Source organism: Pantoea sp. USMM079 (genome assembly GCF_037153115.1).
Lineage (GTDB): Bacteria > Pseudomonadota > Gammaproteobacteria > Enterobacterales > Enterobacteriaceae > Pantoea > Pantoea communis.
The window spans coordinates 89,777-105,004 of the sequence record NZ_JBBCKX010000007.1; the positions used below are offsets into that span (position 1 = coordinate 89,777).

Below are 15,228 nucleotides of genomic sequence, written 5' to 3' on the forward strand. Positions count from 1 at the left end.
CAATCGCCCTTTTTTATTGCCTGTAATTCGCCACGGGCAATCAATTATGCTGAAGGCGGCAAGCTGAGCTTGTTGTCTATTTTGCGACAATTCTGACTTTAGCAAAATTAACCCATTTGCGAGTGTGAAAAATTGTATTTCAGGTAGGCTATGCGCTCTAAATAGAGCTCTGCGGGTTATCAAAGGAAAAAAAATGACAAGTCTCGCCCTGGAAGCTAAGCATAGTGTGGTGGTATTACATCAGCTTATTGAACGTGTTTTTAACCAGGTAGAAGGCAGTGATGACAGCATGGAACTGCTTTTGTCACACTTTCACCCGGATTTCAAAATGGTGACGCCGCTGGGTAAGCAGCTGGATCTGAATGAGACCGAAGTGCTGTTTCGCAAACTGCACGGTCAGCGGGAAGGGCTGCGCATTGCCACCAGTGAGCATGCCATCATTTCTCAACAGAGCCAGGAAGTGACGATTCAGTATCGTGAACTGCAGATGTTGAACGGCACCAATCAAACGCGCATCTCTTTGGCTGTGCTGGATTGCAGCACCACCATTCCTCGCTGGCGCTACCTCCACGAGACCTTTATCGCTTGATAACAGGCATAAAAAAACCGGTGACCAGCACCGGTTTTTTTATATTGCATAGCACACTCAATTACTTATCGTGGAGCGTCTCGTCTTCGCGGCAGTCTCCCAGTGCACAGTGGCCGTACAAGTACAGGCTGTGGTTACTGAGTTTAATGCCATGGCGAGTGGCAATCTCACGCTGACGCGTTTCGATTGATTCATCGCTGAATTCGATCACTTTGCCACAATCCAGGCAGATCAAGTGGTCATGGTGATGCTGCTGAGTCAGTTCGAATACGGATTTGCCGCCTTCGAAGTTATGACGGGTGACGATACCCGCGTCATCAAACTGGTTAAGAACGCGATATACCGTTGCCAGGCCAATCTCTTCGCCCATATCGATCAGGCGCTTATACAAATCTTCCGCACTGACGTGGTGGGACTCAGGGCCGGGTCCTTGAAGCACTTCCAAAATTTTCAATCTTGGCAGAGTGACTTTCAGGCCAGCCTTCTTCAATGCGGAGTTGTTGTCAGTCATTCGGATATTGTCCTGTTACTTTGCATGTCACTTACGGCGCAGGGGCCTTGAATGTTTAGGTCACGCGTATTCTCATTTGCGTCTCATTATAGAACTCAAGCAGTGAAATGAAAACCGGGGTATCGCGCAAATCAACAAAAGTCGTAAGGTTAAACATCGCCTACGTCAGCGCGGAACGGTGTGGTTTGGGTTTCCATTTCACTCAGCCTCAGTCAACAATCAGAGGAATAAGCGGATGACCATTGCGGGTATTCTACAGATTTGCGGGGAAAAGTTAAAAAACCGTAGCTATTATTTTTATAGGAAATTCCTTTGTCCCAATGTGAGCCAGCGCTCACATTGGGGAGGCGAGGCATCAGGCTTCAATGATCTCTTTTAACTGCAGCTCATCAAAGATCTGTTTCACCCAGGCATCAACACGTTCATTGGTCAGCTCAGGTTGACGGTCTTCGTCAATCGCCAGGCCGAGGAAGTGTTTGTCATCGGCCAGACCTTTTGAGGCTTCAAAATGATAGCCCTCAGTCGGCCAGTGGCCCACAATCACCGCGCCATTTGGCTCAATGATGTCGCGAATCGTGCCCATCGCATCACAGAAATATTCTGCGTAGTCTTCCTGGTCGCCACAACCAAACAGCGCCACCAGTTTGCCATTAAAGTCGATCTCTTCCAGCGTAGGGAAGAAGTCATCCCAGTCACACTGTGCTTCGCCGTAATACCAGGTAGGAATGCCCAGCAGCAGGATGTCGAACGCTGCGAGATCTTCTTTAGTGCTCTTAGCAATGTCATGCACTTCGGCGACATCTTTACCCAGTTGTTTCTGGATCATTTTTGCAATGTTTTCAGTGTTGCCGGTATCGCTGCCGAAGAAAATGCCTACGATTGCCATGGGTTAAGTAACCTCTTAAAGCCTGATTGTGAAAGTAAGTCAATTGACTGCACATGTTAGCGAATGATAGCAGACCGTTGAAAAGGGCGGAACGAGTAAAGCCTGAACTTTGTGTTCCTGCGTGCGGTCAGCGCGCTAAGACAGTTTGAGTTGCGCCAGCAGCATTTGTTCAATCAATTCGCTGCGGCTGATGTTTTGTTGCTCGGCCAGCGTGTTCAGGGCGTCAACCGCTTCGCTGGACATTTTCAGCTCAACACGACGCAGCCCTCGCACTTTATCGCGCTTGAGCTGGTTACGTTTGTTGATACGCAACTGTTCGTCACGTGTCAGCAGGCTGGTTTTGGGTCGACCAGGACGCCGCTCGTCTGCAAAAAGATCAAGCGTGGTACGGTCTGTCTGTTCTTTTGCCATGATTTGTGAAACTGAGTGGGCGCGAACGGCGGAAAGGCGCTGCGCGATTTATACATTATCGGCCCGACCACGGCGAAAAAATCATCCGCGGCAAATTTTTAGCGCGACATCATACTCCAGCACCATCCGCGACGCCAACCCTAAACCGCATACGGCAAGCTTTTGCTTTTACAGGTTAAAAAAGCGACGAACTGCGCGCAAAACCGCATCAGGTTTTTCGGCATGGACCCAATGACCGGCCCCGCTAATCACGTGTGCGTGTGCCTGTGGGAACTGACGCAGCAGTGCATCGCGGTGCTGATTGTCGAGGTAAGGAGAATCGCCACCGCGGATAAACAATGCGGGATGTGGCCAGGCGGGAACTTCTTCCCAGCCAGAAATCGTGGTGTAGTTGTCCCACAGCACCGGCACGTTAAAGCGCCACTCGCCCTCGACAAAGGACTTGAGGATAAACTGAATCACCCCCTCTTCAGTGACATGTTGACGCATCACCTCGGCCGCTTCGCTACGACGCGTTACACCCGCGGCGGTGACGGCGCGAATACCGGCAAAGATTTCATCGTGGCGGCGGGTTTGGTAATCCACGGGCGCGATATCGATCAGCACCATCTTCTCAATACGTTCGGGGGCCACAGCGCTCAATGCCATGGCGATCTTACCGCCCATCGAGTGACCTATCACGCCAGCGCGTTCAATCTGATGTGCATCCAGCGTCTCCACGATATCTTGCGCCATGGCGTGATAATTCATCACCTCACTGCGCTCAGATAAACCATGGTTGCGTACGTCCACTTGTAGCGTGGGGCGAGCATCCCGTACGCCGCGTGCCAGCACGCCAAGGTTATCCAGGCTGCCAAACAGGCCATGAATTAACAGAATCGGGGACGCTTCAGGGGGAGATTGTTCAGTTTGCAGACGGGCGTTCAAAATCATGGCTAAAGTTCTTACGGTTGTGACCTTGGCTTAGGGTATCATGGATTCACCTGTCCAGGAGCCAGCCGGCCAGGTATTAAGGCATATTCCGACTTTTGCCCTGAAACGACGCCAGCGCTATCGGCTGCCACGGATTTAACTTTATAATCCTTATGTTAGAGCCCGCTCACGTTTTGCACAGCTCGATTTTGCTAAGGCCGTTGCAATAAAGCGTGGTTCTGTCATTTGCCAGAATTGTACGGAATAAGATGAAAACGATTGAAGTTGACGAAGAACTCTACCGTTATATTGCCAGCCACACGCAGCACATTGGTGAAAGCGCCTCGGATATTTTGCGCCGCATGCTGAAGTTTACCGCGGGCCAGAGCGCACCGACTGCACCTGTCGCTGCGGCTTCGGCTTCGGTCAAGGAAGCGCAGCCAGTGCGCAGCGAAGCGCGTCCTCAGGATCGCGTACGCGCCGTGCGTGAACTGCTGCTCTCTGATGAGTATGCTGAGCAGAATAAGGCGGTTAATCGCTTTATGCTGGTACTGTCAACGCTCTATCGTCTTGATCCAGCAGCCTTTGCTGATGCGACTGCCTCGCTGCAGGGCCGCACTCGCGTCTATTTTGCGGGTGACGAGCATACGCTGCTGCAAAATGGCACCCATACTAAGCCGAAGCACGTTCCCGGCACACCGTACTGGGTGATCACCAATACCAATACAGGCCGCAAATGCAGCATGGTGGAACACATCATGCTGGCGATGCAGTTCCCTCAGGAACTGACAGAGAAAGTTCGCGGCACCATTTAAACTGAAGCGTCAGGGAGAAGCGCCAATGGCCAATCACCCCCGTGCCGGGCAGTCTGCCCAGCAGAGCGATTTGATTAACGTTGCACAATTAACCTCGCAGTATTACGTCCTGAAGCCCGATACGGCTAACCCGGACCATGCGGTGAAATTTGGCACTTCTGGCCACCGCGGCAGCGCGGGACGCCAAAGCTTCAATGAAGTGCACATTCTGGCGATTGCGCAAGCCATCGCAGAAGAGCGCAAAAAGAATGGCATCACCGGTCCGTGCTACGTGGGTAAAGATACTCACGCACTGTCTGAGCCGGCGATTCTGTCGGTGCTGGAAGTGCTGGCGGCGAACGGTGTAGATGTGATCGTGCAGCAGGATAATGGCTACACGCCAACGCCGGCGATCTCCAACGCCATTCTGGAACACAACAAACGCGGTGGCGCGCAGGCGGACGGTATCGTCATCACGCCTTCACACAACCCGCCAGAAGATGGTGGCATCAAGTACAACCCGCCAAACGGCGGTCCGGCTGATACCAACGTCACCAAGGTGGTGGAAGATCGCGCTAACCAGCTGATCAAAGGCGAACTGAAAGACGTGAAACGTCTGCCGCTGGATCAGGCCTGGGCAAGCGGCCATATCGTTGAGCAGGATCTGATTCAGCCCTATGTTGAAGGTCTGGCTGAAGTCATTGACTTCCCGGCAATCCAGAAAGCGGGCCTGAAAATCGGCGTTGATCCATTAGGTGGCTCCGGTATCGCTTACTGGCAGCGTATAGCTGAGCACTATAAGTTGGATCTGACCATTGTTAATGATGCGGTCGATCAGACCTTCCGTTTCATGCATCTGGATAAAGATGGCGTGGTGCGTATGGACTGTTCGTCTGAGTGCGCGATGGCGGGTCTGCTGGCGTACAAAGATAAGTTCGATCTGGCGTTCGGTAACGACCCGGATTACGACCGTCACGGCATCGTCACGCCTGCGGGCCTGATGAACCCGAACCATTATCTGGCCGTGGCCATCAATTACCTGTTCCAGCATCGCCCGCAGTGGGGCAAAGATGTTGCTGTGGGTAAAACCCTGGTCTCCAGCGCAATGATTGACCGTGTGGTCAATGACATTGGTCGCAAGCTGGTTGAAGTGCCGGTTGGTTTCAAATGGTTTGTTGATGGCCTGTTTGATGGCAGCTTCGGTTTCGGCGGCGAAGAGAGCGCGGGTGCTTCCTTCCTGCGCTTCGATGGTTCCGCCTGGTCAACCGATAAAGACGGTATCATCCTGTGCCTGCTGGCAGCCGAAATCACTGCGGTGACCGGCAAGAACCCGCAGCAGCACTATGACGAACTGGCAGCACGCTTCGGCGCGCCAAGCTATAACCGTCTGCAGGCGCCGGCTACCTCAGCGCAAAAAGCGGCACTGTCTAAGCTGTCACCGGAAATGGTGAGTGCTGACACGCTGGCGGGCGATCCGATTACTGCACGTCTGACCGCAGCACCGGGCAACGGCGCGTCAATCGGTGGTCTGAAAGTGATGACCGAAAACGGTTGGTTTGCTGCGCGTCCGTCAGGCACGGAAGACGCTTACAAAATCTATTGTGAAAGCTTCCTTGGTGCTGAGCATCGCCAGCAGATCGAGAAAGAAGCGGTAGAGATTGTCAGCGAAGTGCTGAAAAACGCGTAATTAAACGTCGAGGCGCGCTATGTGCGCCTTTACACGCGTTTTCTGGAACGCCCCACGTGACAACGTGGGGCGTTTTTTATGGCATAAAGCGGTAGCCGATACCGGTTTCGGTCAGCAGATGGCTGGGTTGGGTGGGATTGCTTTCCAGCTTCTGGCGCAGGTGTCCCATATAAATGCGCAGATAATGGCTGTGCTCCACCGCATTCGGTCCCCACACCTGATTCAGCAATTGACGCTGCGTCAGCACTTTTCCGGCATTGTTCAGCAACAAACTCAGCAGGCGAAACTCGGTGGGCGTCAGGTGAATTTCCTGTTCATTACGCAGCACGCGGCGCGCAGCCAGATCGACACTCACTTCACCAAATTTCACGATCGGTTCAGGCTGGCTGCTTTGGTGGCGACGTAACGCCACGCGCACGCGGGCCAGCAACTCGCCAATACCAAACGGCTTAGTCAGATAGTCATCGGCACCGGCATCCAGCGCATCGATTTTGTCCTGCTCATCACTGCGTGCAGACAGTACGATCACCGGCATACTGCTCCACTGGCGTACTTCGCGGATAAAGTCGTTGCCGTCACCATCCGGCAGCCCAAGATCGAGGATCACTAAATCCGGCTTTCGTGTCGCTGCTTCAATCAGCCCGCGCTGTAATTGCTCCGCTTCCACAATTTTCAGACCTTCGCTTTCCAGCGCCAGGCGCACGAAACGGCGAATCTCTTTTTCATCTTCAACAATCAAGATGGTCGTCACGCTGACTCCTGCCACAGGTAAAGTTAACACGGCACTTTATCAAGAATTGGTCACCGCGTCCGTCATGATGTTTGTAACCTTGCGAGATCCCTACGTTTACAATTATGTAACTTACTTTCAGCTTAAGCCGTAAAGCACAAAAAAAGACCAAAATTAGTGGTCGGATGAGTAGTAAAATTACACAACCAGGCGTAATATCTGAGGCAGATCACATTTCAACGCAAAAATTACCCCAGGAGGCAATCATGTATCAGGCATATCCACTCTATAAAATCGTGTTGCGCCGTTTTCTGGCGGTATTGGTCGGCATACTTGCCTTGCCCGTCATGCTGTTCCGCCAGGATCGTGCCCGTTTCTATAGCTATCTGCACCGCGTCTGGTGTAAGACCAGCACCAAACCCGTCTGGCTGGCGCAGACAGAAGCGATAGGCAGCATCCACTGGTAAGTGCTCTCTTGGCTCTCTAAGAACCCGGTAGCTTCAATCAAGCGCCGGGTTTTTTTATTCTAAACTTTGTCTGTATTCCCCGGTTACCCGCTGTTATCCCTCGCCGTTTCAGCTACACTTAAACCTCTACAAGAATTTGGAGGTTGTACAAGTATGAGCGAAAAAATTCCTGTCGGTATCAGCGCTTGCCTGCTCGGGGATAAGGTCCGTTTTGACGGTGGCCACAAGCGTTTCGCTTTTGCAACTGAAGAACTGACTCCCTTTATCCGCTTTGAACCGGTGTGTCCGGAAATGGCAATTGGCTTGCCCACGCCGCGTCCCGCACTACGTCTGGTCAAAGAGTCGGATGATCAAATCCATCTTTGTTTCAGTAAAGATGGCGGGCAAGAGGTGACCGATGAGATGGAGCGCTGGTCGGCCGAACGCGTGAAATCCCTGCATCACCTTTGCGGCTATATTCTCTGCGCAAAATCACCCAGCTGCGGTCTTGAGCGCGTGCGCGTCTATCAGCCCGATACCAATGACAATCGCAAAGCGGGCACCGGCGTATTCACTGCCTTTCTGCAAAAAGAGATGCCATGGCTGCCTTTAGAGGAAGATGGCCGTTTACATGATGATGCTATCCGCGAAAACTTTATGGGCCGCGTGTATGCGCTGCATGAGTTCAATGAAATGTGGCGGAGCGGTTTAACCCGCCACAAGCTGATCGCCTTCCATAGTCGATACAAGTTGCTGCTGCTGTCGCATGCGCAGGATGAGTATCGCGAGATGGGACGCTTTGTGGCCGCGATGGAGCAGTGGGATTCGTTGGATGATTACGCCTATGAATACCGGATTCGCCTGATGCATTTGATGTCCCACCAGGCTTCGCGCCGTAATCACACCAATGTGCTGATGCATGTACAGGGCTACTTCCGCCCGCAGTTGTCCTCACCACAGCGCCAGGAACTGGCGCAGCTAATCGATCGTTATCGTACTGGCGTCCAGCCACTGTTGGTTCCCATCACCATGCTGAAACATTACATGGCAGAGTACCCGCATCCGTGGCTGGCGCAGCAGCGTTACTTTGATCCCTACCCGGAAGCGCTGCGTCTGCGCTACGGACAATAATTTCGGAGCATTATGACCACCCACTTAGTCTGGTTGCGAAACGATCTGCGCATTAATGACAACACTGCGCTGGCTGCTGCCTGCCGCGACAGCCATGCGAGGGTGCTGGCGCTGTTTATTGCCACGCCTAAACAGTGGCAGCAACACCATATGGCACCGAGGCAGGCGGCTTTTATTCATCAGAATCTGTGTTCGTTGCAAGATTCACTGGCCGAGCGCGGTATTCCGTTGCATTACCATCAGTGCGATGACTTTGCTGCTTCTGTGGATTACCTGAGTGCGTTTTGCGACCAGCATCAGGTGGATGAGCTTTATTACAACTACCAGTATGAAATTAATGAGCGCGAACGCGATGCGACCGCCGAAAAGCGTCTCGATGCCCAGGGCGTAATTTGTCAGGGCTTTGATGACAGCCTGCTATTGCCTCCCGGCAGCGTGCAGACCGGCAATCACACCATGTTTAAAGTCTTCACGCCTTTCAGCCGCGCCTTTGTCCGTCGACTGCATCAGGGGTTACCGGAGTGTCATCATGCACCGAAAGCGCGCCGTGATGCGCCGATCAGTGCGGGTAAGAAAATCCCTGCTTTTGATTATCCGCAGGAAGATTTCGATGCATCGCTATTTCCGGCGGGGGAAGAGGCAGCGCTGAAGCAATTGCGCCATTTCGGCAAACAATCGGTGCAGCACTATCCCGAGGTGCGCGATTTACCGGCACTAGATGGCACCAGCCGCTTATCGCCTTATCTGGCGATTGGGGTGCTGTCTCCGCGCCAATGTTTGCATCGTATTCTGAAAGAACACCCAGATGCACTGAACGAGGGTAAAGCCTTTACCTGGCTGAATGAACTGATCTGGCGCGAGTTTTACCGCCATCTGATGGTGGCCTTTCCGGCATTATGCAAGTACCAACCGTTTGTGGAGTGGACGCGCAACGTCAGCTGGCAGAAAAACGAGGCGCATCTCACCGCATGGCAGCAGGGAAAAACCGGCTATCCCATCGTCGATGCGGCAATGCGCCAACTCAACACACTGGGCTGGATGCACAATCGCCTGCGCATGATTGTTGCCAGCTTTCTGGTAAAAGACCTGCTGATCGACTGGCATGACGGTGAACGCTACTTCATGCAGCAACTGATCGATGGCGATCTGGCGGCCAACAACGGTGGCTGGCAGTGGGCGGCTTCCACCGGCACCGATGCGGCACCTTATTTCCGTATTTTTAATCCCACTACCCAGGGTGAACGCTTCGACGAAAAAGGCGAATTTATCCGCCAGTGGCTGCCAGAGCTGAAAGACGTGCCAGAGAGTGATATTCATCAACCACAGGTTTGGGCGAAGAAAAATAACAAGAAACTCGATTATCCCGCACCAATCGTGGAACATAAGGACGCACGTAAAAAGACACTAGACGCCTTCGAGCGCGCGCGCAGCGCGGCCTGAGGCGCTCAGGGAGCCGTACTAAATGAATCATGTCGAGTTAGAACATATTGTTAATCAGCAGCTGAACACCAGCGCCTTCAGTGACTATGCACCCAATGGTTTGCAGGTAGAGGGTCGCGTGGAAGTGAAAACTGTCATCACGGGCGTGACCGCCTGTCAGGCGCTGCTGGATGAAGCGGTCAAGCGCAATGCTGACGCTGTTCTGGTCCATCACGGATATTTCTGGAAAAGCGAATCGCCGCTGATTAAAGGAATGAAACGCCAGCGTCTGTATACGCTGCTGGTCAATGATATCAACCTGTATGGCTGGCACCTGCCGCTCGATGCCCATCCGCAGCTCGGCAACAATGCGCAGCTGGCAAAGTTATTTGATATTGAAGTGAAAGGGGAAATTCAGCCGCTGGTGCCGTGGGGCGAATTGACTGAACCGTTGAGCGGTGAAGCGCTGGCGGCGAAAATCGCCGAACGTTTAGGCCGGAAACCGTTGCACTGTGGTGATAATGCCCCGGCACTGATCAAACGCGTCGCCTGGTGCAGTGGCGGCGGACAGGGCTTTATCGATAGCGCGGCTGCTTTTGGTGTAGATGCATTTATCACGGGCGAAGTTTCTGAGCAAACCATTCACAGCGCACGTGAACAAGGTCTGCACTTTTTCGCCGCCGGGCATCATGCCACCGAGCGCGCCGGTATCAAGGCGCTGGGCGAATGGCTGGCGCAGAGCTATGGCCTCGACGTAACCTTTATTGATATCGACAATCCTGCCTGATTTATCTCTCTCCGCGTCCTTAGCCTACGTTAAGGACGCAAATCTGTTGACACATCTCTGTCACTTTCGCATAACTTATTGACTTTCATTATAAGCAAAGCGATTTGTGGACATTTTTTGTCCGCGCTAATCATGACCGGGAGGTGGGTTTTGCAACGAGCACGTTGTTATCTACTGGGTGAGCGAGCGGTGGTACTGGAGCTGGAACCCCCCGTTTCACTCGCCAGCCAGCAGCGCATCTGGGGACTGTGCCAGCGGCTGCAGCACAATGAACAGGTTCAGGAAGTGATTCCGGGGATGAATAACCTGACGCTGCTACTGCGCGATCCGCAATTGAATGCACTGGATGCCATCGAGCGTTTACAGCGCTGGTGGGAAGAGAGTGAAGAACAGATTCCTGAATCGCGCCGGGTGGAAATTCCGGTGGTGTATGGCGGTGCGGGTGGTCCCGATCTGCAAGTGGTGGCTGAGGGGGCCAGCCTGTCGCCAAAACAGGTCGTCGAGCTGCACAGCAGTGTTGATTACGTGGTCTATTTCATCGGCTTCCAGCCTGGTTTTCCCTATCTCGGCGGCTTGGATGAACGTCTGCACACGCCGCGGCGTGCTGAACCGCGAGTTATCGTTCCCAGTGGATCAGTCGGCATCGGTGGCAGTCAGACGGGCATCTACCCATTGGCCGCACCTGGCGGTTGGCAGCTAATTGGCCATACGCCCGTCAGCCTGTTTGACCCCTTAAATCATCCGCCGACACTGCTGCGCCCCGGTGACAGCGTGCGCTTTGTGCCGCAACAGGAGGGCGTATGTTAAACATTCTACGCGCCGGATTGATGACCTCGATTCAGGATCAGGGCCGTACCGGCTGGCGGCAATATGGCATCAGCGTCAGCGGAGCGCTGGATCAACCCTCAATGCGTACCGCCAATATGCTGGTGGGCAACCCGGAAGAGAGCGCGGTATTAGAGATTGTGCTTAGCCAGTTTAAAGCGGAATTTAAACGTGACGGCTGGTTTGCGCTGACCGGAGCAGGTTGTAATGCCGATCTGGATGGCAAACCGGTGTGGACTGGCTGGCGCTTACCGGTGAAAAAAGGCCAGGTCTTATCACTGGCGATGCCGGTGCGCGGTATGCGTAGCTATCTGGCAGTGAATGGTGGTTTCGCCATTGATGAGATGCTCGGCTCGCACAGTACCGATCTCAAAGCTGGTTTTGGTGGTTTCCAGGGCCGTAAGCTGCAGGATGGCGATCAGCTGCCGTTGGGCAAACCCTCCCGCACCTTCAAAGGCAAAGCGGGCGTTCGTCAGTTGTTGTGGGGCAACCGCATTCGCGCCTTACCGGGCCCGGAGTACAACGAGTTCACGCGCGAAGCGCAGGAAGGTTTCTGGCGCAGCCCGTGGAAGCTCAGCCCGCAGAGCAATCGTATGGGTTACCGCATGCAGGGGCGTCAATTGCAGCGTAAAGCCACGCGTGATTTGTTGTCACATGGGTTAGTGCCCGGCGTGGTGCAGGTGCCGCCTAATGGCCAACCGATTGTGCTCATGGCCGATGCGCAAACTACGGGCGGTTATCCGCGTATCGCCTGTGTTATCGAAGCTGACCTGTATCAACTGGCGCAGATTCGACTCGGCGAACCGATTCACTTTATCCATTGCACTCTGGAAGAAGCGCTGCTGGCGAAGCAGCATCAACAGCGCTCCTTTGACCAAATTGCCTGGGGGCTTGCACATGAAGATTGATCTTAACGCTGACCTCGGCGAAGGCAGCGCCAGCGATCAGGAGCTGCTAACGCTGGTGAGTTCGGCCAATATCGCCTGTGGATTCCACGCCGGTGATGCGCAAACCATGCTGCAGTCGGTGCGCTGGGCCAAAGCCTCAGGTGTGGCGATCGGCGCCCACCCGAGCTTTCCGGATCGCGAGAACTTTGGTCGCACCGCGATGCAGCTGCCGCCGGAAACGGTGTATGCACAGATGATCTATCAGATCGGTGCATTAAAGAGCATCGCCGAAAGTGAAGGTGAGCGTTTAGTGCATGTGAAGCCGCACGGCATGCTTTACAACCAGGCGGCGGCGGATGCCACGCTCGCCGACGCGATTGCCCGCGCGGTGAAGGCGATCGATCCCGCATTGATTCTGGTCGGTCTGGCGGGCAGTGCTTCCATCAAGGCGGCTGCGCATCATGGCTTGCGCACGCGAGAAGAGGTATTCGCCGACCGTGGTTATCTGGCCACCGGCGCACTGGTGCCGCGCAGCCAGCCAGGCGCGATGATTGAAGAAGCCGAGCAGGCGCTGGCGCAAACGCTCACTATGGTGCAGCAGCGTCAGGTGCAGAGTATCAGCGGTGAATGGGTGCCGGTGAATGCAGAAACCGTGTGTCTGCATGGTGATGGCGCACACGCGCTGCAATTTGCGCGCACGTTGCGTTCGGCTTTTGCTAACCATCAAATTACTGTGACCAGCGCATAACAAATAACAACTCGCCCGATCTGTATCGGGCTTTTTATTTCTGATGAGGGGAAAAACATGGATAACGTGGTCAATCTCTGGCCGTTACTCGGCATTGCCGCCATCGTTCTGGGATTCGTGTTGCGCTTTAACCCGGTGCTGGTGGTGATTGTTGCCGGTTTTGTGACCGGCCTGGCCGCGCATCTGCCGCTGGCCGATATTCTGGAGAAACTTGGTTCCGGCTTCCTGAACACCCGCAACTTGCCGCTGATTTTGCTGCTGCCGCTGGCCGTGATCGGTTTGCTGGAGCGCCACGGTTTGAAGGAGCGCGCACAAAGCTGGATCGCGCAGATCAAAACCGCGACGGCGGGCCGTTTGCTGATTGTCTATCTGTTCGTGCGTGAAATCACCGCAGCACTCGGTTTAACCAGCCTCGGAGGTCATCCGCAGATGGTGCGTCCACTGCTGGCACCGATGGCAGAAGGCGCCACAGAAAACCACTATGGTGAAGTGCCCGATGAAGTGCGCCATCGCTTGCGCGCCATGTCGGCAGCCACCGATAACGTCGGGCTGTTCTTTGGTGAAGATATCTTTGTCGCATTCGGCGCGATTATCTTCATGCACAACTTTATGCAGGAGTCGGCAGGCATTAGCACCGAGCCGCTGCATATCGCTTTGTGGGGTATTCCCACCGCACTCTGTGCCTTCCTGATCCATTCGGCGCGACTGGTGCGCCTTGACCGCCAGCTGGCGCGTGAATTGGGTGCCATTAACCAGCAGGCGTTGCACGCCAAAGGCGGGAAATAATGTTTCAGCAACAATATCTGATGTGGCTGGCAGGGGTGATCCTGCTGGTGGTCGCCGTTCTCTCCTGGCGTGATGCGGCTAACCCAAGACGCTTTACCACCGGTTTATTCTGGGCGCTGTATGGCCTGATGTTCCTGATTGGTGATGGTGCTTATCAACTAATGGGGCAGTGGGCAGGCGATGCCGCTGCGGGTAAACGCATGCTGCACATTGGCGTCGGCATTGCGGTGGTGTTGATGGCGTTAATTGCCGGTTTCGGCGGCGTGCGCCTCGGCAGCTATCATCAGCGCAGCGATCAGCAGAAACGCGAAAGTGCACAGCGTCTGCGTAATAAGCTGTTTTTACCCGCGCTGGCGATTCCGGTGGTCACCGTGATTGGTGTGCTGGCGTTTAACAACATCCCGGGTTTGCAAGATGCTGTGTTTGGCCCGGGTAATCATTCAACGCTGGTGACCCTGTTCTCGATGATGGTCGGCTGCGTGCTGGGCTGGATCATCGCGCTGCAAATCACCCATGAAAAACCGCTGCAGTCGATGCAGGAAACTCGCCGCCTGCTGGATGCGGTGGGTTGGGCATTTATTCTGCCGCAAATTCTTGCCACGCTTGGTCTGTTATTCACCAGCGCGGGCGTCGGCACTGCGATTTCACATCTGACTGAACAGTATCTGGCAGTGGACAATCGCCTGATTGCGGTTGCGGTGTATGCGATTGGCATGGCGCTGTTAACCATGGTGATGGGCAATGCGTTTGCCGCTTTCCCGATAGTGACGGCTGGCATTGGGATTCCTGTTCTGGTGCTGCAACACGGCGGCAATCCGGCGGTCATGGCGGCAATTGGCATGTTCTCTGGCTATTGCGGCACCCTGATGACGCCGATGGCGGCGAACTTCAACATCGTACCCGCGCGGTTACTGGAGTTGCCGGATCGAAACGGGGTGATCAAGGCTCAGGTGCCAACCGGTGTGCTACTGTTGGTGGTAAACGTATTCCTGCTCTACTTCCTGATGTTCTTATGAGGTCGCAATGAAAACGGTATTAATGACGGCGTTTGAGCCGTTCGGTGGCGAAACCATTAACCCTTCATGGGAAGCGGTGCGCAGTTTTGACGGTAAAGAGATTGCCGGAGCCCGAATTGTGGTGCGCCAGCTACCCGTGGTGTTTGCCACCTGCGGAAAGGTGCTAACGCAAGCGCTGGATGAGATTCAACCTGACCGAGTATTGTGCGTGGGCCAGGCCGGTGGGCGTGTGGATATCACCGTCGAACGTGTGGCGATCAACGTGGATGATGCGCGTATTCCCGACAACGATCAGCAGCAGCCGATCGACCAGCCCATCGTGATGGATGGACCTGCCGCCTATTTTTCCACCTTACCGATTAAAGCGATGGTTGCAGCACTGCGCGAAGTGGGTGTGCCGGCCTCGGTATCGCAAACGGCCGGGACATTTACCTGTAACCACGTGATGTACAGTCTGTTGCACTGGCTGAAGACCACCAACAGTCCGGCGCGCGGGGGCTTTATTCATATTCCCTATATGCCGGAACAGGCGGTGAACCATCCCGGCGTCGCCAGTATGGCGACGGCCAGCGTGATCCTGGCGCTGGAAACCTCGTTGCAGGTGATGCTGAGCACTGAAAATGACATCCGCGTGGTCGGTGGATCGACGCATTAACAGGAGAA

General features: G+C 54.4%; 18 protein-coding genes. 13 read left to right on the forward strand and 5 right to left on the reverse strand.

What is annotated here, in order from left to right; translation table 11 throughout:
- Positions 1 to 193: 193 nt before the first annotated feature.
- Complete coding sequence (locus WFP70_RS12535) at positions 194 to 589, forward strand: hypothetical protein (protein WP_034829107.1); 396 nt, start codon at positions 194 to 196, stop codon at positions 587 to 589.
- A 61-nt stretch (positions 590 to 650) separates the two neighbouring features.
- Here the strand turns inward: WFP70_RS12535 and fur are convergent, their stop codons facing one another.
- The 4 genes from fur to ybfF form a co-directional block, all read right to left on the reverse strand.
- Positions 651 to 1,100 carry a ferric iron uptake transcriptional regulator gene (gene fur / locus WFP70_RS12540; protein WP_058962149.1) on the reverse strand — a complete coding sequence of 150 codons (450 nt, stop codon included), beginning with the start codon at positions 1,098 to 1,100 and terminating at the stop codon, positions 651 to 653.
- A 355-nt stretch (positions 1,101 to 1,455) separates the two neighbouring features.
- On the reverse strand, positions 1,456 to 1,986 hold the full coding sequence (fldA, locus tag WFP70_RS12545) for a flavodoxin FldA (protein WP_034829111.1): 531 nt from the start codon (positions 1,984 to 1,986) through the stop codon (positions 1,456 to 1,458).
- A 135-nt stretch (positions 1,987 to 2,121) separates the two neighbouring features.
- Positions 2,122 to 2,397: a LexA regulated protein gene (gene ybfE / locus WFP70_RS12550; protein ID WP_034829114.1), complete on the reverse strand. Its 276-nt coding sequence runs from the start codon at positions 2,395 to 2,397 to the stop codon at positions 2,122 to 2,124.
- 168 nt (positions 2,398 to 2,565) lie between these two features.
- The gene (ybfF, locus tag WFP70_RS12555) at positions 2,566 to 3,330 is read right to left on the reverse strand and encodes an esterase (protein ID WP_097117425.1); all 765 of its coding nucleotides are present in this window, start codon (positions 3,328 to 3,330) and stop codon (positions 2,566 to 2,568) included.
- Between the two features lie 248 nt (positions 3,331 to 3,578).
- On the opposite strand from ybfF, the gene seqA reads away from it, so the two are divergent.
- Both seqA and pgm read left to right on the forward strand, forming a co-directional pair.
- Positions 3,579 to 4,124, forward strand: a complete 546-nt coding sequence (seqA, locus tag WFP70_RS12560; protein WP_337023513.1) for a replication initiation negative regulator SeqA — start codon at positions 3,579 to 3,581, stop codon at positions 4,122 to 4,124.
- A 25-nt stretch (positions 4,125 to 4,149) separates the two neighbouring features.
- The gene (gene pgm / locus WFP70_RS12565) at positions 4,150 to 5,790 is read left to right on the forward strand and encodes a phosphoglucomutase (alpha-D-glucose-1,6-bisphosphate-dependent) (RefSeq protein WP_337023512.1); all 1,641 of its coding nucleotides are present in this window, start codon (positions 4,150 to 4,152) and stop codon (positions 5,788 to 5,790) included.
- Positions 5,791 to 5,866: 76 nt separating this feature from the next.
- On the opposite strand, the gene kdpE is transcribed toward pgm, so the two are convergent.
- Entirely contained in the window at positions 5,867 to 6,541 is a 675-nt protein-coding gene (gene kdpE / locus WFP70_RS12570; RefSeq protein ID WP_034829121.1) for a two-component system response regulator KdpE, read from the reverse strand.
- A 245-nt stretch (positions 6,542 to 6,786) separates the two neighbouring features.
- Between kdpE and WFP70_RS12575 the strand changes: the two genes are divergently transcribed.
- The 10 genes from WFP70_RS12575 (at position 6,787) to pcp (ending at position 15,220) form a co-directional block, all read left to right on the forward strand.
- Positions 6,787 to 6,987 carry a YbfA family protein gene (locus WFP70_RS12575; protein WP_058962143.1) on the forward strand — a complete coding sequence of 67 codons (201 nt, stop codon included), beginning with the start codon at positions 6,787 to 6,789 and terminating at the stop codon, positions 6,985 to 6,987.
- A gap of 153 nt (positions 6,988 to 7,140) precedes the next feature.
- Complete coding sequence (locus tag WFP70_RS12580; protein WP_337023511.1) at positions 7,141 to 8,097, forward strand: YbgA family protein; 957 nt, start codon at positions 7,141 to 7,143, stop codon at positions 8,095 to 8,097.
- Between the two features lie 12 nt (positions 8,098 to 8,109).
- Positions 8,110 to 9,537: a deoxyribodipyrimidine photo-lyase gene (gene phrB / locus WFP70_RS12585; RefSeq protein WP_337023510.1), complete on the forward strand. Its 1,428-nt coding sequence runs from the start codon at positions 8,110 to 8,112 to the stop codon at positions 9,535 to 9,537.
- 22 nt (positions 9,538 to 9,559) lie between these two features.
- The gene (locus tag WFP70_RS12590) at positions 9,560 to 10,303 is read left to right on the forward strand and encodes a type 2 GTP cyclohydrolase I (RefSeq protein WP_337023509.1); all 744 of its coding nucleotides are present in this window, start codon (positions 9,560 to 9,562) and stop codon (positions 10,301 to 10,303) included.
- A 150-nt stretch (positions 10,304 to 10,453) separates the two neighbouring features.
- Positions 10,454 to 11,110: a 5-oxoprolinase subunit PxpB gene (gene pxpB, locus WFP70_RS12595; protein ID WP_337023508.1), complete on the forward strand. Its 657-nt coding sequence runs from the start codon at positions 10,454 to 10,456 to the stop codon at positions 11,108 to 11,110.
- On the forward strand, positions 11,104 to 12,036 hold the full coding sequence (pxpC, locus tag WFP70_RS12600; protein ID WP_337023507.1) for a 5-oxoprolinase subunit PxpC: 933 nt from the start codon (positions 11,104 to 11,106) through the stop codon (positions 12,034 to 12,036). The genes pxpB and pxpC overlap by 7 nt, the downstream gene beginning before the upstream one ends.
- Positions 12,026 to 12,763, forward strand: a complete 738-nt coding sequence (gene pxpA, locus WFP70_RS12605) for a 5-oxoprolinase subunit PxpA (RefSeq protein ID WP_337023506.1) — start codon at positions 12,026 to 12,028, stop codon at positions 12,761 to 12,763. Before pxpC ends, pxpA begins: the two co-directional genes overlap by 11 nt.
- A 57-nt stretch (positions 12,764 to 12,820) precedes the next feature.
- Positions 12,821 to 13,549, forward strand: a complete 729-nt coding sequence (locus WFP70_RS12610) for a DUF969 domain-containing protein (RefSeq protein ID WP_337023505.1) — start codon at positions 12,821 to 12,823, stop codon at positions 13,547 to 13,549.
- Positions 13,549 to 14,565 (forward strand): DUF979 domain-containing protein, encoded by a 1,017-nt coding sequence (locus WFP70_RS12615; protein WP_337023504.1) that lies wholly within the window; start codon positions 13,549 to 13,551, stop codon positions 14,563 to 14,565. Before WFP70_RS12610 ends, WFP70_RS12615 begins: the two co-directional genes overlap by 1 nt.
- 7 nt (positions 14,566 to 14,572) lie before the next feature.
- A complete protein-coding gene (gene pcp / locus WFP70_RS12620) occupies positions 14,573 to 15,220 on the forward strand; it encodes a pyroglutamyl-peptidase I (protein WP_058962137.1) in 648 nt (215 codons plus the stop codon).
- Positions 15,221 to 15,228 lie beyond the last annotated feature (8 nt).